The organism is Streptomyces sp. CB02923, from assembly GCF_001905005.1.
Taxonomy (GTDB): Bacteria; Actinomycetota; Actinomycetes; order Streptomycetales; family Streptomycetaceae; genus Streptomyces.
In genome coordinates this window covers 208,310-229,760 of record NZ_LWKZ01000003.1, presented here as the reverse complement: position 1 = coordinate 229,760, position 21,451 = coordinate 208,310, and the positions used below count along the sequence as shown (strand labels likewise).

Annotated in this window: 8 protein-coding genes; 5 read left to right on the top strand and 3 right to left on the bottom strand. The window is 72.2% G+C overall.

Going from position 1 to position 21,451, the window contains the following annotated elements; genetic code table 11:
- The gene (locus A6A06_RS08120; protein WP_073760497.1) at positions 1-10,245 is read right to left on the bottom strand and encodes a non-ribosomal peptide synthetase; all 10,245 of its coding nucleotides are present in this window, start codon (positions 10,243-10,245) and stop codon (positions 1-3) included.
- Between the two features lie 1,258 nt (positions 10,246-11,503).
- On the opposite strand from A6A06_RS08120, the gene A6A06_RS42600 reads away from it, so the two are divergent.
- Genes A6A06_RS42600 through A6A06_RS08090 form a run of 5 tightly spaced genes read left to right on the top strand, consistent with a single transcriptional unit; the run spans position 11,504 to position 18,114 of the window.
- On the top strand, positions 11,504-14,776 hold the full coding sequence (locus tag A6A06_RS42600) for an amino acid adenylation domain-containing protein (protein WP_079193875.1): 3,273 nt from the start codon (positions 11,504-11,506) through the stop codon (positions 14,774-14,776).
- Between the two features lie 22 nt (positions 14,777-14,798).
- Positions 14,799-15,836, top strand: coding sequence for a 2,3-diaminopropionate biosynthesis protein SbnB (gene sbnB / locus A6A06_RS08105; RefSeq protein ID WP_073760496.1), 1,038 nt, complete (start codon positions 14,799-14,801; stop codon positions 15,834-15,836).
- A gap of 42 nt (positions 15,837-15,878) precedes the next feature.
- Positions 15,879-16,865: a 2,3-diaminopropionate biosynthesis protein SbnA gene (sbnA, locus tag A6A06_RS08100; RefSeq protein WP_073760495.1), complete on the top strand. Its 987-nt coding sequence runs from the start codon at positions 15,879-15,881 to the stop codon at positions 16,863-16,865.
- A gap of 59 nt (positions 16,866-16,924) precedes the next feature.
- Entirely contained in the window at positions 16,925-17,131 is a 207-nt protein-coding gene (locus tag A6A06_RS08095) for an MbtH family protein (protein WP_073760494.1), read from the top strand.
- A 5-nt stretch (positions 17,132-17,136) separates the two neighbouring features.
- Positions 17,137-18,114, top strand: coding sequence for a TauD/TfdA family dioxygenase (locus tag A6A06_RS08090; RefSeq protein WP_073760493.1), 978 nt, complete (start codon positions 17,137-17,139; stop codon positions 18,112-18,114).
- Positions 18,115-18,207: 93 nt separating this feature from the next.
- Here the strand turns inward: A6A06_RS08090 and A6A06_RS08085 are convergent, their stop codons facing one another.
- Positions 18,208-20,286, bottom strand: coding sequence for an AfsR/SARP family transcriptional regulator (locus A6A06_RS08085; protein WP_242440641.1), 2,079 nt, complete (start codon positions 20,284-20,286; stop codon positions 18,208-18,210).
- Between the two features lie 501 nt (positions 20,287-20,787).
- A complete protein-coding gene (locus A6A06_RS08080) occupies positions 20,788-21,447 on the bottom strand; it encodes a response regulator (protein WP_073760491.1) in 660 nt (219 codons plus the stop codon).
- Between the last annotated feature and the right edge of the window lie 4 nt (positions 21,448-21,451).

Here is a 21,451-nt window from a genome sequence, read left to right as displayed (position 1 = left end):
CTACTTCCCAGTCCTCGACATCGGCCGCAGCGCAGGCCGTGCTCTGCGTTTGGCACCTGTTAGACGTTCGGCGAGCGCCGCCACCGTCGGCGCCTCGAACACCGTCCGGATGGACAGTTCGGCTCCCAGGTCCGTCCGTATCCGGTTGATCAGCTTGGTGGCGAGCAGGGAGTGTCCGCCCAGGTCGAAGAAGCCGTCGTCGATGCCGACCTCGGACAGTCCCAGCACCGCCGCGAAGATCTCGCACAGCGTCCGCTCCCTCGCGTCCCGCGGCCGCCGGCCGGTGGCCGCCGCCGTGTGATCGGGAGCCGGGAGTGCCCGCCGGTCCAGCTTGCCGTTGGGCGTCAGGGGCAGGTCCGGCAGCACCACGAACCCGGCGGGCACCATGTGCACCGGGAGCCCGGCGGCTGCGAGAGCCCGCAGCTCGGTGATGTCCACGCCGGTGTCCCCGGCCGGCACCGCGTAGGCCACCAGCCGCTTCTCCCCCGGTGTGTCCTCCCGCGCCACCACGGCCACCTGGCGCACGGCCGGGTGTTCGGCGAGCACGCTCTCGACCTCGCCCGGCTCGATCCGGAATCCGCGGATCTTCACCTGGTGGTCCCCCCGCCCGAGGTACGCCAGCTGCCCGTCGCCGTCCCACCGCACCACGTCGCCGGTGCGGTACATCCGCTCCCCCGGCGCGCCGAACGGGCAGGCCACGAACCGCTCGGCGGTCATCCGCGGCGCGCCCAGATAGCCCCGGGCCAGCTGTGCGCCGGCGAGGTACAGCTCCCCGGGTACACCGGACGGCACCGGCCGCAGCCGCTCGTCGAGCACGTACACCCGTACGTTCCAGATCGGCCTGCCCACCGGCGCGCTGGCCGGCCAGTCCTCGACCTGCTCCGGGAGCGTGTACGCGGTCACCAGATGGGTCTCGGTCGGCCCGTAGTGGTTGTGCAGCCGCCGCGCCGCGGCACCGCACCGGTCCCGCAGCGCCGGGCTGAGGCTCAGCGCCTCGCCGCCCTGGGAGAGGTCGGTCAGCGCGGGCAGGCCGATGCCCTGCGCGGCGGCCTCCTCCGCCACCGCGCCGATGACCAGGTTCGGCGCGAACAGCTCGGACACCTTCTGCTCGTCCAGCCACCGGGTGAGCGCCGCGGTGTCCCGGCGGGTGTCGTCGTCGGGGATGACCAGGGTGTTGCCGTGCAGCAGCGCCGAGAGCGTCTCCTGCGTCGCGACGTCGAAGCCCACCGCGGTGAACTGCGCGGTGCGCCGGCCGAAGCCCCCCGGCAGCGCCTCGGCGTGCCACGCCAGCAGATTGATCAGCGCGCCGGCGGGCATCACCACGCCCTTGGGCACCCCGGTCGACCCCGACGTGTAGAGGACATAGACCGGGTGCGACGGCAGCAGCGGCGTGGGCCGGTCGGTGTCACGCGGATCGCGGTCCGGCCGTGCGGCGAGCACCCCGGCCGCGTCCGGGCCGTCCAGCACGAGCCGCCCGGCCCCCGGACCCACCGGCAGCCGCCCGGCCACCGCCTCGTGGGTGAGCACATACGCCGGCCCGGCGCTCTCCAGCATCCGGGCGATCCGGTCGTCCGGGTGCTCCGGGTCCACCGGCAGGTACGCCGCGCCGGCCTTCAGGACGGCGAGGATGCCCGTCACCAGGTCCGCGGAGCGCGGCAGCGCCAGCGCCACCACGTCCTCGGGCCCGACGCCCTGCGCCAGCAGGTGGTGGGCCAGCCGGTTGGCGCGGGTGTTGAGTTCGGCGTACGACAGCACCGTCCCCGCGTACTCCACGGCCGGGGCCCGCGGCGTGCGGGCCACCTGCTCCTGGAACAGCTCCGGCAGCGCCGTCGGCGGCAGCTCGCGCGCCGTGTCGTTCACGCCGGTCAGCAGGTGCGTGCGCTCGGCAGGGGAGAGGATCTCCAGCTCGCCGAGTGGCCGGGTGGCGTCCTCGACCACCGCGCGCAGCAGACGCTCCAGCCGCTCGGCCAGCGCCTCGGCCGTCTCCCGGTCGAAGAGGTCGGTCGCGAACTCCAGCGCACCCACCAGACCCGCGGCGGAGCCGTCCTCGGCGTGCCGCTCCCCGATGTGGAAGGTCAGATCGAACTTGGCGGCGAAGGCACGGAACGGCCCGTCGGCCACCTCCAGTCCGCGCATCGCGAACTCGCCCTCGGTGGTGTTCGCCAGGACGAGCATCACCTGGAACAACGGGTGGTGTGCCAGAGAGCGCGTGGGGTTGACGAGCTCCACCAGCCGCTCGAAGGGCACGTCCTGGTGGGCGTAGGCCGCCAGGTCCGTCTCCCGTACCCGGTCCAGGAGCTCGGCGAAGGCGGGGTCGCCGGAGGTGTCGGTGCGCAGCACCAGGGTGTTGACGAAGAACCCGACGAGGTCGTCGAGGGAGCTGTCGGCGCGGCCGGCGGTCGGCGAGCCGATGGGGATGTCGGTGCCCGCACCGAGCCGGGTCAGCAGGGTGGCGAGCGCCGCCTGCAGCACCATGAAGACACTCACCTGGTGCTCCCGGGCCAGCCGGGTCACACCGGCGTGCAGGTCCGCATCCCAGAAGAAGTCGACGTCCTCCCCGTGGTAGCCGGCGACGGCGGGACGCGGGCGGTCGGTGGGCAGCTCCAGCCGGTCGGGCAGACCGGCCAGCCGGTGCTTCCAGTACTCCGCCTGGCGACTGATCACACTCTGCGGGTCGCTTTCGTCGCCGAGTACCTCGCGCTGCCACAGGGTGTAGTCGATGTACTGCACCGGCAGCGGCTCCCACCGGGGGGCGGTGCCCTCGCAGCGCGCCGCGTACGCCACCGTCAGGTCCAGTGTGAGCGGGTCCATCGACCAGCCGTCGCTGGCGATGTGGTGGGCCAGCAGCACCAGGACGTGCTGCTCGGGGCCGGTGCGCAGGAGCCTGGCCCGCACCGGCAGCTCCCGCGTCAGATCGAAGGCGTACCGCGCGGTCTCGGCGACCAGTTCCGCCACCTCGTCGGGAGCCGCCTCGGTCACCTCTACGGCGGGCCGCGCGGCCGCGCCCTCCAACACCAGCTGGTACGGCGTGCCGTCCGCCTCCGGGAAGACGGTGCGCAGGCTCTCGTGCCGCGCCGCCACGTCCGCCAGCGCGTCGCGCAGTGCCGCGACGTCCAGCGCGCCGGAGAGCGTCAGCACCATCGGCACGTTGTAGGTGGCGCTCGGTCCCTCCAGCTGGTGCAGGAACCACAGGCGGCGCTGGGCGAAGGACAGCGGGACCCGCTCGGTGCGTGGCCGCGGGGTCAGGGCCGCACGGGCCTCGCCCGCCGAGTTCAGCCGTGCCGCGACCCCGGCGACGGTGGGTGCTTCGAACAGGTCGCGGACGGTCAGTTCGGCACCGAACGCGTCGCGGATCCGGCTCAGCAGCCGTACCGCCGACAGCGAGTGCCCGCCCAGGTCGAAGAAGTTGTCGTCGGTGCCGAGCGTGGTCAGTCCCAGCGTCCGGGCGAAGAGACCGCACAGGATCTCCTCCTGCGGCGTGCGGGACCGGCGCCGCACCGGGGTCCGTGCCGTCCCGGTCTCCTCGGTGTCCGGCTCCGCCGCGGCGGCCGTCGCCAGCAGCCGGCCGTCGGCCGTCCAGCGGGCGCCCACACCGGTCGGGAACATGCGCGCCGGTGCCGCGGCGAACGGATCGGGCGTGCCGCCCTCCGGCGCCTGCCCGCACAGCGTCACACCGGACAGGTCGGTGCCTTCGGGGACGGTGACGACGAGCAGCCCCGGTACTCCGGCCGGCACCGGCCGGCCCTCCGTGTCCAGGACGTACACGCCCGCCCCCGCCGGCAGCGCCTCGCCGCCGGGCAGTTCCCGCACGCCGAAGGCCCGGCGGCCGAGCAGGTCGTCGCGCTCGGGCCCGGACACCAGGTCCAGTTCCTTGACCGGACGGGCGGCGTCCGCGACCGCTTCCCGCAGCAGCCGTTCCAGGCCCAGCGCGAGCGCCTCGGCCGTCTCCCGGTCGAAGAGGTCGGTCGCGAAGTCGAGCAGTCCCCGCATTCCGGCCGGCCGGCCGTCGGCGGTGGCGGTCTCCTCCAGCGCGAATTCCAGGTCGAACTTGGAGGTCTGGGACCCGATCTGCTCCAGCTCGCCGTCGATACCGGCGAAGTCCACCTCGGCAGGCGACGCCTCGAAGCTCAGCATGACCTGGAAGAGGGGGTGGTACGCCAGCGACCGGGTGGGGTTGACGAGCTCCACCAGCCGCTCGAAGGGGAGGTCCTGGTGCGCGTAGGCGGCGAGGTCGGTCTCCCGTACCCGGTCCAGGAGTTCGCCGAAGGTCGGGTCGCCGGAGGTGTCGGTGCGCAGCACCAGGGTGTTGACGAAGAACCCGACGAGGTCGTCGACGGCGTCGTCGGTACGGCCCGCGGTCGGCGAGCCGATGGGGATGTCGGTGCCCGCACCGAGCCGGGACAGCAGGACGGCGAGCGCCGCCTGGACGACCATGAACACACTCGCCTGCCGCTCCCGCGCCAGACCGGCGATGCCGGCGTGCAGTTCCGCGTCCCAGGCGAGCGGGACGCTGTCCCCCTGGTAACCGGCCTCGGCCGGACGCGGCCGGTCGGTGGGCAGTTCCAGCACGTCAGGCAGGCCGGCCAGCTGCTCCCGCCAGTAGCCGGCCTGGGCGGCCAGCGGGCTGTGCGGATCGCTCTCCTCGCCGAGGACCTCCCGCTGCCACAGGGTGTAGTCGGCGTACTGCACCGGCAGTGGTGTCCACTTCGGTTCCCCGCCCGCGCGCCGCGCGGCGTAGGCCGTGGACAGGTCGCGCACCAGCGGTCCCATCGACCACCCGTCACTGGCGATGTGGTGCGCCAGCAGCAGCAGGACGTGCTCGTCCGGTGCCGTCTCGAAGAGGCAGCCGCGCAGCGGCAGTTCCGCCGTCAGGTCGAAGACGTACCCGGCGGCCTGCCGCACCGCCTCGGCCAGGTCTCCGGCGGCGACCCGGACCACTTCCACCTGCGGCCGGGCCGCGGCTCCCTCCAGCACCTGCTGGTAGGGCGTGCCGTCGGTCTCCGGGAAGACCGTGCGCAGCGTCTCGTGCCGGTCCGCCAGGTCGGCGACCGCCGTCCGCAGCGCTCCGATGTCCAGCGGTCCGCTCAGCCGCAGCCGCATCGGCACGTTGTACGTCGCACTCGGCCCCTCCAGCTGGTGCAGGAACCACAGGCGGTGCTGGGCGGACGACAGCGGCACCCGCCGCGGCCGCTCCCTCGGCACCAGAGGCGCGACCGATGTCCCGTCCCGGTCCGCCAGCCGCTCGGCGAGCTGCGCCGCCGTCGGCGCTTCGAACAGGTCCCGGACGGACAGCTCCACGTCGAACGCGGCCCTGGCCCGGCCGATCAGGCGCATCGCCAGCAGGGAGTGTCCCCCCAGGTCGAAGAAGTTGTCGTCGATCCCGACGCGGTCGAGGCCCAGTGACCCGGCGAAGATCCCGCACAGGATCTCCTCCCGCGCCGTGCGCGGCCCCCGGCCGCCCGCGGCCACGGTGAACTCCGGGGCGGGCAGCGCGGCGGTGTCGACCTTGCCGTTGGGCGTCAGCGGCAGCGCGTCGAGCAGGACGCAGGCCGAGGGCACCAGGTACTCCGGCAGGGACTCGGCCAGCCGGGCCCGCAGTCCGGCCGGGTCCGCGTCGTGGCCCGCATGCGCGACGACATGGGCGACGATCCGCCGGTCGCCGGGCCGGTCCTCACGGACGGTGACCACCGCCTGGGCGACGGCCGGCAGCCCTGCCAGCGCGTTCTCGATCTCGCCCAGCTCGACGCGGAAGCCCCGGACCTTGACCTGGTTGTCGGCGCGCCCGGCGAACTCCAGCCGGCCGTCGGCGCGCCGGACGGCGAGGTCCCCGGTGCGGTACATCCGTGTCCCGGGCGGCCCGAACGGGTTGGCCACGAACGCGGACGCGGTGACACCGGGCCGGCCCAGGTAGCCGCGGGCCAGCCGCGGCCCGGCGGCGTACAGTTCACCGGCCACCCCCGCCGGCACCGGGCGCAGCCGCTCGTCGAGGACGTACACCTGGGTGTTCCAGCCCGGTCCGCCGATCGGCGGCGTCTCGTTCCCGGAGAGCCGTTCGCTGGCCGTGACCCACACCGTGGCCTCGGTCGGGCCGTACGCGTTGTGGACGGCATGGCCGGCCGACCACCGGTCGACGACCTCGCCGGTGATCGCGTCGCCGCCGGTGAGCAGCGTACGCAGCGCGGGCAGCGGCCGTACCGGCATGCTCGTGAGCGCTGCGGGGGTCACCAGCGTATGGCTGATCCGCAGCTCCGCCAGCGCCTCGGTGAGCGCTTCCCCCGCGAGCGGGCCGGAGGGGGGCACCACCAGGCAGCCGCCGGAGCCGAACGCCATCCACATCTCCAGCACCGACGCGTCGAAGCTGGGCGAGGCCAGTTGCAGCACCCGGCTGTCGTCCGCCAGCCGCCAGCGGTCGGCCATGTCCGCGGCGAAGGAGGCCATACCGGTGTGCTGGACCACGACGCCCTTGGGGTGGCCGGTGGACCCCGACGTGTAGATGACATAGGCAGGGTGGTCCGGGCGCAGCGGGGCGCGGCGGTCGCTGTCCGACGGGTTTTGCGCCGGGCGCCCAGCCGGGTCGTGATACGTCACCACGGGGGGCCCGGCCTCCGGCAGGCGGCCGGCCGTGGCCCGGTCGGCGAGCACCAGCACCGGCCCGGCGTCCCGCAGCATGTAGCGGATGCGGTCGGCCGGGTAGTCCGGGTCGACGGGCAGGTAGGCGGCGCCCGCCTTGAGGACCGCGAGGATCGCGACGACGAGGTCCAGGGAGCGCGGCAGCGCGAGGGCCACCACACCCTCGGGGCCGGTACCCCGGGCGATGAGGTCGTGCGCCAGCCGGTTCGCCCGCGCGTTCAGTTCCCGGTAGGTCAAGGCCGTCCCGCCCTGCTCGGCGGCCGGCGCGTCCGGGGTCCGCGCCACCTGCGCCTGGAACAGGTCCGGCAGGGGCGCCGGGGCGATGGCGCGGGCGGTGTCGTTCCAGCCGGTGAGCAGCTGGTCCCGCTCGGCGGAAGAGAGGATGCCGAGGGAGCTGATGAGCCGGGAGGGGTCCGCGGCCACGGCACGCAGCAGTCGCTCCAGCCGGCCGGCCAGCGTCTCGACCGTCGCCCGGTCGAAGAGGTCCGTCGCGTACTCCACCGTCCCGCGCATCCCGGCCGGGCGGCCTTGCGCGCCGTGCTCCTCCGTCACCTCGAAGGACAGGTCGAACTTGGCGGACGTGACGGCCAACGGGCACGCGCGCACGGCCACCCCGGGCAGGTCGAGCGCGGTGTCGTCGTTCTGGAACGCCAGCATGACCTGGAAGAGGGGGTGGTACGCCAGCGACCGGGTGGGGTTGACGAGCTCCACCAGCCGCTCGAAGGGGAGGTCCTGGTGCGCGTAGGCGGCGAGGTCGGTCTCCCGCACCCGGTCCAGGAGTTCGCCGAAGGTCGGGTCACCCGAGGTGTCGGTGCGCAGCACCAGGGTGTTGACGAAGAACCCGACGAGGTCGTCGAGCCCTTCGTCGGTACGGCCGGCGATGACCGAGCCGATGGGGATGTCGGTGCCCGCGCCGAGCCGGGTCAGCAGGGTGGCGAGCGCGGCCTGGACGACCATGAACACACTGGCCTGGTGCTCGCGCGCCAGCCGTACCAGGTCCAGGTGCAGCTCCGCGTCCCAGGTCAGCTCGACCACATCGCCCCGGTGGCCGGCGACTGCGGGCCGCGGCCGGTCGGTGGGCAGCTCCAGCTGTCCCGGCAGCCCCGCCAGGGTCTTCGTCCAGTGGGCGATCTGGGCGGACAGTACGCTCTGCGGGTCGTTCTCGTCGCCGAGGACCTGCCGCTGCCACAGGGTGTAGTCGGCGTACTGCACCGGCAGTGGTGTCCACTCCGGTTCCCCGCCGCGGTGCCGGGCCGCGTACGCTGCCGACAGATCTCCGATCAGCGGGTCCATCGACCAGCCGTCACCGGCGATGTGATGCACCAGCAACAGCAGCACACGCTCGTCCGGGCCCGTCTCGAACAGCCAGGTCCGCAGCGGCAGTTCCGCCGCCAGGTCGAACCGGTACCGAGCCGCCCCGGCCAGCTCCTCCGGCAGCCTCTCCGGGTCCGTCGGCACGACCTCCACGACGGGCCGGGCTGCCGCACCGTCCAGCACCCGCTGGTACGGAGTGCCGTCCTCCCGGGGAAAGACGGTCCGCAGGCTCTCGTGGCGCTCCGCCACGTCCGCCAGCGCCGCCCGCAGCGCCCCGATGTCCAGGGCGCCGGTCAGCCGCAGGGCCACCGGCAGGTTGTAGGCCGCCCGTTCGTCGCCCAGCTGGTCCAGGAACCACATGCGGGTCTGCGCGAACGACAGCGGGACGCGCGCGGGACGCGCCATCGGCACCAGCTCCGCCCGCGCACCGGCCGCCCCCGCCAGCCGGGCCGCGAGCCGGGCCGGCGTCGGTGCCTCGAACAGGTCCCGGATACCCAGTTCGGCGTGGAACGTGGCCCTGATGCGGCTGGTCAGCCGGGTCGCGAGCAACGAGTGGCCGCCCAGCTCGAAGAAGCTGTCGTCGATACCGACCTGCTCCACGCCCAGGATCTCGGCGAAGAGCACGCACACGATCTCCTCGCGGTCGTCGCGGGGCCGGCGCCCGGTTGCCGCGAGGGTGGCGTCCGGTGCCGGGAGCGCCTTGCGGTCGACCTTCCCGTTCGGATTGAGCGGGAAGGAGTCCAGCTGTACGAAGGCGGACGGCACCATGTACGGGGGCAGCGTCCGGGCCACCCGGTCGCGCAAGCCGGCCACGTCCAGCCGCTCGCCGTCGCGCACCGGCACCACATAGGCGGTGATCCGCTGGTCCCCGGGGCGGTCCTCCCGCACGACGGCGACCGTCTGGGCGATTGCGGGGTCCTCGCCGAGCGCGGACTCGATCTCGCCGAGCTCGATGCGGTAGCCGCGCACCTTGACCTGGAAGTCGGTCCGGCCAAGGTATGCCAGCTGTCCGTCCTGCCGCCATTTCACCAGGTCCCCGGTGCGGTACAGCCGCTCGCCCGGGGCGCCGTACGGGTGGGCGACGAACCGTCCGGCGGTCAGGCCCGGACGGCCTAGATAGCCGCGTGCCATGCCCTTTCCGGAGATGTACAGCTCACCCGGTACGCCCACCGGGACCGGCCGCAGGGCGTCGTCCAGGACGTACATCCGCATATTGCCGATCGGCCGGCCGATGGGGGCCGCGCCCTCGCCGGTGACGTCCGCGAGGGTCGACCAGACGGTGGTCTCCGTCGGGCCGTACAGATTGGTGACGCTCGCGGCCAGCTCCACCATCCGCCGGGACAGGGCGGGCGGTACCGCCTCCGCGCCGACGAGAATCCGCAACCCCTTCAGGGCCTCGGGGAACTGGGCCACCAGACCCTGCCACAGCGAGGGGGTGGCCTGCATGAACGTTGCGCCGGAGGAGGACAGAAGCGCGGCCAGACGCGGGACGTCACGCACCTCCTCGGTGGTGGCGAGGTGGACGGACGCCCCGGAGAGCAACGGAAGGTAGAAGTCCAGCCCCGCGATGTCGAACGCCACGGTGGCGACGGCGAGGAACCGGTCCGAGGGCCGGGGGCGGAACGTCCCGCGCATCGCGGCGAGAAAGTTCACCAGGTTCTCCCCCGTGATCACCACGCCCTTGGGACGGCCGGTGGATCCGGAGGTGAACAGGGCGTACACCGGGGATGCCGGGGACCAGCCGGCCGGCCGCTCGTCCGCGCCGAGGTCCCCGGCCGGCAGCTCCGCGAGAGCGGCACGGGTGTCCGGGTCGTCGACGACGATGACCCGGGCGTCGGTCAGCGGCAGTTGCGGCGCGAGCGCCCGGGTGGTGAGCACGCACGAGGGGGCCGCGTCGGCGAAGACCGCACCGATCCGGTCGGCGGGGTGCTCCGGGTCGACGGGCAGGTAGGCGGCGCCGGTCTTGACCACCGCCAGCAGGGCGGCGGGCAGGTCGACGGTGCGGGGAAGGGCGACCGCGACATAGCGCTCGGGGGCGGCGCCGTGCCGGATCAGCAGGCGTGCCAGGGCGTTCGCCCGGGCGTTGAGTTCCGCGTAACCGAGGAGGTCGTCCCCGCAGCGCACCGCGTCCGAGCCGGGCGTCAGCGCGACCTGCGCCTCGAACTGCTCCCGCAGGCTCGCCGTGGACACCTCGGAAGCGGTCGCGTTCCACTCGGCCGGCACCGGCCGGGGCGGCTCCGTGCCGACGCCGGGCGGCCCCTCATCCGGAAGGTCCGAACCGTGCATCGATGCTCCCACCATGCCGTCGACTCCTTGTGCGGTCCCGTGTCGAGGCCATGGGTGTTACGGAAAAGAGAACGGGCCTCGCGATTTCTGCGCCGGCGAACACGCGAAAGGAACCCGTGAAGTCACGGGTTCCATTTCACCAGCCGATCGGAAAGGTAGGCGGTCCAGCTTTCGTCTTGTTATCGCGGCTGCTTCGCAGTCAGGAAGCCCGCGCCTGCGCCCTCACCGGATCCACCGGACGCGACCGGCGGTCGGGAAACCCGGCGGCGCCGACAGTCCAACGATCAACGTCTCTTCCGGCGTATTCGCCGCCGGGCGGAGGGCGGCGCGGCACCGCGCAGGCCGATGTCCGCGCGCGGGCCCTGCCCTCGACGCCCGGCCGTTCCGTACCCCACCGTGACACCGCGCCCAGACCACATGTCAGCAGTAATTCCCGTGCACTCGGGGAACCGAAGAAGTGGTCCGGCAAGCCTTGATCCATGCGTCCCCGGGAATCCGATGAGCCGCTCACAGCTCAGATCGAGCGCACGATAAGAGAAGAGATTTCCTCCGGAGTGCCACGTCCCCGCACCCGGCTGCCGCCCAGGGCTCCGGCACCCTCATCACCCTGCCGCCCAGGGCTCCGGCACCCGCATCGCCCTGCCGTCCAGAGCTTCGGCACCCGCATCGCCCCGCCGCCCAGGGCTCCGGCACCCGCATCGCCGCGTACCTGGTGCCCGCCCCCGCCCTGCGGTGGGACTGCGGCCCTTCCCGTCCCCGTGGACGCCGAAGGCATCGACATCGAGGCGCCGGCCAGGACAGGCGCACGGGCGATGCACCGCTCGGTGCCGGTGCGCGGCGGTGGCGGTGCGCGGCGGAGCCGAACCGCCGTCGCGCACCTACCGGAGCAAATCGAACGGACTCGTCCCCCCACCTCGGGGGTTACCCAAGGCGGGTGGGCGAGAACCACGTCGGGGGCTACCCAAGGCGGGTGGGCCAGAACCACCTCGGGGGCTACCCAAGGCGAGTGGGCCAGAACCACCTCGGGGGCTACCCAAGGCGGGTGGGCGGGAACCGCGCCAGGGCGCGGCAGGGAACCGAACCGTCTCCGCCCTCCGGCCGGCGCCCCTTCCCCGGCAAGGGCCGTCGGTTCCCGCGCTGCGCCCGACCGCCTCCGACGGTATCCCCATGAGGATTTCACCGGCCCCGGGGACGCTGATAGTCCAGCGATAAGGGCCCCTTCTAGCGTCACTTCCACCAGGTGGGATCACTCGGTGATCCTGCGATCCGACAGATGTCCGGTGTGGGGTGCAGACTCGTGAGGGACAGCGCAGGCGGCAGTCAGGTCAGCGACGGTACGGCGGAGCAGGGCCTGTCCGTACTGCCCTCGGACGTCGCGGCCGGAATCGACCGGCTCGCCGTGGAGTCCGCCGTCGACAGCCGGACGGTATGGCTCGCGGCGCAGGCCAAGGTGGCCGCCGCGGTCACCGGGTTCCAGGAATGGCCGGCCGGCGGGGGCACCTGGCGCGACCTGATCGCCTGGGCCGCCACCGAAGAGGGCCGCGAGCAGGCCCGTGCCGCATGGCGGGCGGCCCAGGCCCAGGAGTACGTCGATGCCGATCGCATCGCCGCATACCTGGAGCGCGCCCTGCGCCGGATGACCACGGCCCCGAACGCCCCGCACCACCTCGACAGCCTGCTGTCGGCTGCCGAACTCGACCAGCTGCTCCTCGGGTTCGCGGGCCCGGTCAAAAAGCTGCCCGACCGCCGCTGCCACGAGCTGTTCGAGGAGCGGGTGCGCCGCCACCCCGACGCCGTCGCCGCTGTCCAGGGGGACCGCAGCTGGACCTACGCCGAACTCAACCGGCGCGCCAACATCCTCGCCCGGTCCCTGCACGAGCAGGGCCTGCGCCCCGAGGACATCGTGGCCGTGGTCTGCGAACGCAACCTGGAGTGGCTCGCCGCGGTGCTCGCCGTCTTCAAGGCGGGTGGCTGCTATCTGCCGCTGGAGCCCCGGTTCCCGGCCGAGCGGATCGCCACCGTCCTGGCGCGGAGCGAAGCCCGCTGGGTGCTCGCCGAACACGGCGTCCCCCACCTGGAGGAAGCGCTCACCGGACGCGAGCGCATCCGCACCGCCGTCATCGACGAGGTGCTGGCGCAGGGCGGGCCGGACGACGACCTCGGGCTGCCGGTCGCCGCCGACCAGCTCGCCTACCTCTACTTCACCTCCGGCTCCACCGGCGAGCCCAAGGGCGCCATGTGCGAGCACGACGGCTTCCTCAACCACGTGCTGGCCAAGATCGAGGACCTGGGCATCGAGGAGGGGTACGTCGTCGCGCAGACCGCCCCCCAGTGTTTCGACATCTCCCTGTGGCAGCTGGTGTCCGCACTGCTCGTCGGCGGCCGCACCCACATCGTCGAGCAGGAGGCGGTCCTCGATGTCAGACGCTTCGTCGACACCCTGGCCGACGGCGGCGTCCACGTGGCCCAACTCGTCCCCTCCTACCTGGAGGTGGTGCTGTCCGCCCTGGAGGAGGAGCCCCGCGCGCTGCCCCGGCTGCGCTGCGTCTCCGTCACCGGCGAGGCACTGAAGAAGGAGCTGGTCCAGCGCTGGTTCGCGGCGTTCCCCAAGGTGCTGCTGGCCAACGCCTACGGCCTCACCGAGACGTCCGACGACACCAATCACGAGGTCATGGACCGGGTGCCCGACACGCGCTCGGTCCCGCTGGGCAAGGCCGTCCGCAATGTCCGGGTGTACGTGGTCGACGAGTGGCTGTCACCGGTCCCGCTGGGCGTACCCGGCGAGATCGTCTTCTCCGGTGTCTGCGTCGGCCGCGGCTACATCAACGACGAGGCCCGCACCAAGGCGGCCTTCGGCCAGGACCCGCACCGGCCCGGGGAGCGGCTGTACCGCTCCGGTGACTTCGGCCGCTGGCTGCCCGGCGGCACCCTGGAGTTCCTCGGCCGCCGCGACTCCCAGGTCAAGATCAACGGGTTCCGCATCGAGATCGGCGAGATCGAGAACCGGCTGCTCCAGGTACCCGGCGTCCGTGATGGGGCGGTGGTCGTCACCGGAAGCCCCGAACGGCGCGCTCTCGTCGGCTACTACACCACGACCCGGCCGCTGGCCACCGACGAGGTACGCCGGGCGCTGGCCGCCGCGCTGCCCGCCTACATGGTCCCCGGACACCTCCACCACCGCGCCGGACTGCCCCTCACCGACAACGGCAAGACCGACCGCAAAGCGCTGGCCCACCTGGCGGAGGAGGCCGTGCGGCAGGCCGGCGGGGACGCCTCCGGCCCACCGGCGACCGCCACCGAACGCCGCGTCGCGGCGATCTGGGCCAAGCTGCTCGACATTCCGTCGGAACGCATCGGCCGCGACACGCACTTCACGGACCTCGGCGGCACCTCCCTGACCGCCATCCGCCTCGCCATCGCCCTGGACCGGGTGGTGACGGTCGCAGACCTCGCCGACACCCCGACCGTCGCCGAGGTCGCCGCACTGGTCGACCGCAAGACCGGTACGGCCCCCCGTACCGGGAAGGCGTCTCAGGAGGCGGCTCCCGCACCGGCCACGGACCCCACCGCCGACGGCCCCCGGCCCGTTCGGTCCGACAGCGGCCTCGCGGTGCTGACGGTGCCCGCCGGCGAGGAGGCGGCGACCGGCGCCGCCTGGGCCGAGCGGCACCGGGCCGCCGTACACACCGCCGTCGCCGAACACGGCGCCGTCCTGCTGCGCGGCCTCGGCGTGGCCACACCCGCCGAGGTGGCCGCCGTCGCCGCCGCCCTGGGCATCGAGGCGATGACCGAACGGGAGCGGTTCGCCCCCCGCGCGGACCACGGTCACGGCGTGTACGGGTCCTCCGAGTGGCCCGCCGCCGAACCGATGTGTATGCATCACGAACTGAGCTACGCCACCGAGGTCCCCGGTCTGCTCCTCTTCGGCTGCCTCACCGCACCCGCGAGCGGCGGCCGCACCGGGGTGGCCGACTCCCAGGCGGTGCTGCGCGCCCTGCCCGCCGATCTGGTCGACCGCTTCACCCGCGACGGCGGCTGGCTGCTCACCCGCATGTACCACGACATCGGCGTCTCCTGGACGGAAGCGTTCGGCACCGACGACCGCGCGCAGGTCGACGCGTACTGCGCCGCCGCCGCCCTGGAACACACCTGGCTGCCGGACGGCCGGCTGCGCACCCGGCAGCGCCGTGCCGCCGTCGTCCACCACCCGCGGACCGGCGCCCCGGTGTGGTTCAACCAGGCGGCGTTCCTCAACGAGCGGACGCTCGACCCGGTCGTCCGTGACTACCTCGTCGACGTGTACGGCCCGGAGGGCCTGCCCTTCAACACCGCCTACGGCGACGGCACCCCGCTCGACACCGAAACCGTCGAGACGCTCAACGCCGCCTACCGTGACGCGACCGTGAGCGAGCCCTGGCAGGACGGCGACGTCCTGCTGGTCGACAACCTCCGCATGGCCCACAGCCGCGACCCCTACCAGGGTGCCCGCGAAGTCGTGGTGGTCCTCGGCGACCCCGTCCGACTGCCCGGCCATGTCCTTTCCTGACCCCTCACCAGTGGAGTCCTCGATGCCCCCTTCCACCACAGCGCCCAGCTTCGCCGTGATCTCCGGCGGCCAGGTGCACCGCGCCCTCGAAGGCAGGCACCACGAGGTCGTCGGGGTCGTCGAGGCGGCCTACCGCGCCCACGGTGCCGGCGACACCGTCAACCCGCCCTCGTACTTCCTGCGCTTCGCCGACCGCCCCTCGTCCCGGATCATCGCGCTCCCGGCGTCGGTCGGCGGCGACACCCGGGTCGACGGGATCAAATGGATCTCCAGTTTCCCCGAGAACGTCGCCGCGGGCCTCCCCCGCGCCTCTGCCGTCCTCATCCTCAACGACCACGACACCGGTTACCCGCTGGCCTGTCTGGAAAGCTCCATCATCAGCGCCACCCGCACGGCCGCCTCGGCCGCGCTCGCCGCCGACCGGCTCAGCCGGGGACGCGAACGTCCGCGCCGTATCGGCTTCTTCGGCGTCGGCCTGATCGCCCGCTACATCCACGACTACCTGGCGGCCACCGGCTGGACCTTCGACGAAGCCGGCATCCACGACCTGTCCGCCGAGTACGCGGGCGGCTTCGCCGACTACCTGGGGCGGGCCACCGGCGAGGGCACCGCCATCACCGTGCACGAGCGCGCCGAGGACCTGGTCCGCGGCAGTGACCTGCTGGTCTTCGCGACCACCTCGGGAACCCCGCACGTCAGTGACCCCGCCTGGTTCGCCCACAACCCCCTCGTCCTGCACGTCTCGCTGCGCGACCTGTCCCCCGAGGTGGTCCTCGCGTCGGCCAACGTCGTCGACGACGTGGAGCACTGCCTCAAGGCGGACACCTCGCTGCACCTGGCCGAACAGGCCGTGGGACACCGCGGCTTCGTCGACGGAACCCTCGACGACGTGCTCACCGGCCGCCTCACTCCGCCCACCGACCGACCGGTGATCTTCTCCCCGTTCGGGCTCGGTGTGCTCGACCTCGCGGTCGGCAAGCACGTCTACGACACCGTGCGCGCCGCCGGAGACCTACCCATCGTCGAGGACTTCTTCCATGAACTGCGCCGCTACGGATGACGGGCCCACGCCCCTGGACCACGCGCCCACGCGGGAGGTGCTGTGCCGGTAATCTCGGCTCCGCAGGAATACAACGAGGACGACCTCTACGTGGACCTGCGGTCCTCCCTGGGGCTGCCTCTCTACCTGAAGTGTGAAGGGTTCAACTTCTCCGGCTCCATCAAGCAGAAAGCCGCCCTGGAGATGATCGAGGCGGCGGAGAAGGCGGGCCGGCTCACCGACGGGTCGGTGATCGTGGAGTCGTCCTCCGGCAACCTGGGGGTCGCGCTCAGCACGATCGCGGCGAGCAAGGGCTACCGCTTCGTGTGCGTCACCGACTCCCGCTGCAACGCGGCCACGCGACAGCTGATGGAGGCGCTCGGCGCCGAGGTGCACACGGTCGGCGCACCCGACCCGGAAGGCGGTCTCCTGGCCGCCCGGCTCGCTTATGTCCGCGCGCTGTGCGACAGCGACGAGCGGTACGTATGGCTCAACCAGTACGTGAACGAGGACAACTGGCGGGCGCACCACCGGCTCACCGCCCCGCACATCGCCGAGCGGTTCCCCGCCCTCGATGTGCTCTTCGTCGGCGCCGGTACCACCGGAACGCTGATGGGCTGCGCCCGCTGGTACCGGGAACACCGCCCCTCCGTGCGCATCGTCGCGGTGGACAGTGTCGGCTCGGTCACCTTCGGCGGTCCCGCCTCGCCCCGGATGATCCCGGGCCTGGGAGCCGGGGTGCGTCCGCCGCTGTTCGACGAGTCCCTGGTGGACGATGCCGTGCTGGTTCCGGAGGTGGACACCCTCCGCGCCTGCCACCGCATGGTCGGCCAGGGGTTCCTGTTCGGCGGTTCCACCGGGACCGTCATCGCGGGCGCCACCCGCTGGCTGACCGTGCACGCCGCCGGCCGCGACGACATCACCGCCGTCGCCATCTCCCCCGATCTGGGCGAGCGCTACCTCGACACGGTCTACCGGGCCGACTGGGTGCGCCGCGTCTACGGGGCGGCACTCGACATGGACGAGGCCGCTCTCGCCGGACCGGTCTGACCCGCGCCGCCTGTTCCCGTCCGCACGACGCACCACCGAGAACACTGGAGAGACACACCATGAGCAATCCGTTCGAGGACACCGACGGCCGCTACCTGGTCCTGATCAACGACGAGGACCAGTACTCCCTGTGGCCCTCCTTCGCCGAGGTGCCGGGCGGTTGGCGCGTCGCCCAGCAGGAGGCGAGCCACGCGGAGAGCCTCGCCTACATAGAGGAACACTGGACCGACATGCGTCCGCGCAGTGTCGTCGAGGCGATGGGCTGATCGCGATGACGATGACAGCACAGTCCAGCGCCCGGCCGCAGACGGTGAAGGTGGCCGCCGCGGAGGCGCAGCTGGTCGAACGCGTCGCGGGGCGCCTCGCCGTGCCGGCCGGCTGCCTGATCGACAGTCCCGACTGGCTCGCGCGGGCGCGGCGGGCCTGGCCCCAGCTCCCCACCGGCCTGGTCACCGGCCTGCGCGAGTACCGCAGGGACTCCGGTCCCACGGGCACGCTGCTCGTCCAGGGGCTCCCCCTGGGCGAGGTGCCGCCCACCCCCGCCGAGCCCGGCTCGGTGCAGCGCGAGGGCACCGTCGCGGCGGCGGTGCTGGCCATGATCGCCTCCGGTCTGGGCGACCCCGTCGCCTACCGCCCGGAGAAGACCGGCGCGATCGTGCAGAACGTCGTGCCCGTTCCCGGAAAGGAGGACTACCAGAGCAACGCGGGTTCCGTGCTGCTCACCTTCCACACCGAGAACGCCTTCCACCCCCACCGTCCCGACTTCGTGATGCTGCTCTGCCTGCGCGCCGATCACGAACGGGTGGCGGAGCTGCGTACCGCGTGTATCCGTGAGGTGCTGCCGTTGCTCAGCGACGAGTCCCGGGAAGCCCTGCTCGCGCCGGAGTTCGTCACCGCGCCGCCGCCGTCGTTCGGCCTGCCCGGCGCCGGCACCGCACCGCACGCGGTGCTCACGGGGGCCCCGGAGGACCCGGACATCTGTGTCGACCTGGCGGCCACCGCACCGCAGACGCAGCGCGCCAAGGTGGCGATGCACGAACTGCAGGATCTCTTCGACCGCACCGCGCAGAGCGTGCGGCTGGTTCCGGGCGAACTGGCCGTCGTGGACAACCGTGTGACCGTCCACGGCCGGACGTCCTTCCGTCCCCGCTACGACGGCCAGGACCGCTGGCTCCAGCGCACGTTCGCCGCCACCGACCTGCGCCGCTCCCGCGGCGTACGGGACGCCGACGGCTACGTGCTCGACTAGGGACCGGCTGCGGAGCGACACGGTGGGCGCGCTGCCCGACGACGAGCGTGCCCACCGTGTGTCCTTTCGTGCCGGCCCGGACGGCGGAACTCTTCACCCGGTGCAGCTGGACTCCATCGGCGTCACCAGCAACGCGGACAGGTCCCGGCTGAGCTCGTCCATCCCGCACCAGGCCGCCTGGTCGATCACGGAGATCAGCGCGAGCCGCTCCGCGGCGAACCACTCGGACGCCGAAGCCGTCAGCTGGTCCAGGACGTCGGTGCCCAGGGTCCGCTGGAGCACCGAGCCGTGGTGCCGCCCCCCGTGGTGGCCCCGCTCCCGCCGCCGGGCGTGCGAGGCGATCGTCAGCCAGGTGCGGAACGCTCTGCCGAGCGCCTCGCGCTGCTCCAGGACGTCGCCCTCCCGGTGGGCGGCTTCTCGCGCGTAGAGCCGCGACAGGGTACGGAACCGGTAGCGCGGCCGTCCCGTGGCATCGAAGCCCATGGTGTGCAGCAGCTGGGCGTCGACCAGTTGTTCCATCAGGCTCTCCGCCATGTCGACGTCCTCGTCCAGCAGGGCCGCACCGACCCAGCCCGCGAAGTCCGTCGTCTCCAGGAGGCCCAGTCGCTGGTAGAGCTCGGCGGCCTGCGGGGTCAAGGACCGGTAGCTCAGCTCGAAGCTGGAGCGTAGCCGCGACTCGCCCGCGCTGAGTTCGTCCAGCCGCTGCTGCTCGTTGGCCAGCCGGGAGACCAGATAGCCCACCGACCAGTGCGGTTTGGCCGTCAGCTTGGCCGCCGCGATCCGCACGGTGAGCGGCAGGCTGTCGCACAGCTCGACGAGCCGGTCGGCGTCCGCCCTGGCGAACCGGACGCGCTCCTCCCCGATGATCCGCTCCAGCAGGCCGGTGGCCTCCTGCCGGGTCAGCGCGTCGAGGTCGATGCGCAGCGCGCCGTGCCGGACCACCAGCTGTTCCAGCTGGCAGCGGCTGGTGACCACCACGCAGCAGCACGGGCTGCCGGGAATCAGCGCGCGGATCTGGTCGAAGGTGCGGACGTCGTCCAGCACGATCAGCACCTTCCGGTCGGCCATCAGACTGCGGTAGAGCGCGATCCGCTCGTGCACACCGTCCGGGACGTCCGCCTCCGGGACGCCCAGGGACTGGAGGAACCGGCCGAGCACCGCCTCGGACGACACAGGCGGCCGGTTCTCGTCGTGCCCCGACATGTCGGCGTAGAGCAGCCCGTCGGGGAAGCGGCCGGCGACCCGGTGCGACCAGTGCAGGGCCAGTCCGGTCTTGCCCACCCCGGCGCTGCCGGTGATCAGGGCAGCCGCGATCGACCGCTGCCCGCCCCTGCCGTCGACGAGCCGGTCCAGCGCTCCCAGTTGCCACTCCCGTCCGCTGAACGCGGGTACGTCGGCGGGGAGTTCCAGCGGCGTCTGACGATCCTTCGGCATCGCCCTGGCGGCCGTCGCCGGGGGTTCGAGCGACGGGTCGTCGCGGAGGATCGCGTCGTGCAACCGCTGGAGTTCCGGGCCCGGTTCCAGCCCGAGGTCCTCGATGAAGTGCGCCCAGCCCTCCCGGAACGTCTCCATCGCCTCGGCTCGGCGGCCGGCCCGGTACTGGGCGAGCATCAGGGCGCCGCGCGACCGCTCCCGCAGCGGGTGATCACGTACGACCGTGACCAGGTCCGGGATCAGTTCCCGGTGGTGGCCGAGCTCCAGCTTGGCCGCGACGTACGTGTCGTAGGTGGCGAGCCGGAGCTCCTCCAAGCGGGCCGCCTCGTCCTCGACGAGCGCCCCGGCGACCCCCGCGAGGGCCGGCCCCCGCCACAGGGCCAGCGCCTGTTCGTAGGCGTGTGCCGCATCCACGACGCTGCCTTGCTCAAGGGCTTCCTGGGCCGCGGAGGTGAACTGCTCGAACTCCACCGCGTCGACGGAGTGGTCGTCCAGAGCGAGCAGATAGCCGGGGTGCGCGGTGACGATGACCTCGCCGTCACAGCCCTCGGCCTTGAAGCGTTTGCGTAAAGCGGCGATGCAGATCGCCACTTGGGTGCGTGCGGTGGCCGGCGGGTGTCCCTTCCACACGGTCTCTATCAATGTCTCAACAGAGACTATTTTTCCTGGGTTTAGCAGGAGAAGTGCCAGAATTGTCCGTTGTCTGGCGCCGCCGATGGCTATCGGGCGGCCATGCATCGCCACCGCAAGCGCACCCAATATTTTGAACTCGAGTCGTTCCCCCATGACGTCCCCCAGTAGCTCGACGATCACGTCCTCGCGAACGCGTGTACGCCTCAAGCATGTTACTGGAGTTTTCCAGAGATGCGATTGTTAACTATTGAGGTTACGTGGAGTGATCAGTTCCGTTTTTTTATTCCGGGATGATCCCGCACTTTTGAGAACGGTCGAAGACGGTCGGCGCTATCCCCGCCCGCGCCGCGAACACGCTGTACACAAGCGCGCCGGGCGGCCGGACGCCCACCGGTCACCTACCCCGCACAACCGCGCGGCAATGCGTCTCCGCCCCGCCACCACTATCGAAAGGCTACAGACGGTCAGTACCCCGAAGGTGCAGACCCGCAGGCATTACCCCCGCGCCGCGGTGTTAACGGGACCCGCCCGGGAAAGGTAATTGAAATCCGCCCGGTCCATTCTAGAGAAACGGCTTATCGTCTACCTATTGGCCCTGTTGGCCGCTCAGTCACCGGCCTGCACGAGACCCGTCTCATACGCGAAGACCACCGCCTGTGTACGGTCTCGCAACCCCAGCTTCACCAACACGCGGCTGACATGTGTCTTGACCGTCTGCTCGGCGATGACCAGGCGCTCGGCCAGCTCGGAATTGGACAGCCCCTGCGCTATCAGGCGGAGCACTTCCGTCTCCCGTTCGGTGAGCCCGGCCACCCGGCCGCGCCGCACCGTGCGCGACGCTTCTCCCCGGGCGAACTCCTCGATCAGCCGCTTGGTGACGGTGGGGGCGAGCAGCGCCCCGCCCATGGCCACCGTGCGCACCGCCTCGGCGAGCTGCTGCGCCGAGGAGTCCTTCAGCAGGAAGCCGTTCGCGCCGACCCGCAGCGCCTCGTACACGTACTCGTCCTCATCGAACGTCGTCAGCATCACGATCTTGACGTGCGGCGAGCTCCGGGTGATCCGGTGGGTCGCCTCCAGACCGTCGAGCACCGGCATCCTGATGTCCATCAGGACCACGTCCGGACCCAGCTCGGCGATCCTGTCGATCGCGTCCTGGCCGTCCACCGCCTCACCTATCACCTCGATGTCCGGCTGGGCGTTCAGCACGATGCCGAAACTCTCCCGGATCAGTCTCTGGTCGTCCGCTAGCAGCACCCGGATCGTCATACGC

What these genes read in the sequence shown, in the direction of transcription:
- A6A06_RS08120 (WP_073760497.1), bottom strand. Translation starts at nt 10,245, where the DNA reads ATGGTGGGAGCATCGATGCACGGTTCGGACCTTCCGGATGAGGGGCCG.
- A6A06_RS42600 (WP_079193875.1), top strand. Translation starts at nt 11,504, where the DNA reads ATGTCCGGTGTGGGGTGCAGACTCGTGAGGGACAGCGCAGGCGGCAGT.
- sbnB (WP_073760496.1), top strand. Translation starts at nt 14,799, where the DNA reads ATGCCCCCTTCCACCACAGCGCCCAGCTTCGCCGTGATCTCCGGCGGC.
- A6A06_RS08095 (WP_073760494.1), top strand. Translation starts at nt 16,925, where the DNA reads ATGAGCAATCCGTTCGAGGACACCGACGGCCGCTACCTGGTCCTGATC.
- A6A06_RS08090 (WP_073760493.1), top strand. Translation starts at nt 17,137, where the DNA reads ATGACGATGACAGCACAGTCCAGCGCCCGGCCGCAGACGGTGAAGGTG.
- A6A06_RS08085 (WP_242440641.1), bottom strand. Translation starts at nt 20,286, where the DNA reads ATGCATGGCCGCCCGATAGCCATCGGCGGCGCCAGACAACGGACAATT.
- A6A06_RS08080 (WP_073760491.1), bottom strand. Translation starts at nt 21,447, where the DNA reads ATGACGATCCGGGTGCTGCTAGCGGACGACCAGAGACTGATCCGGGAG.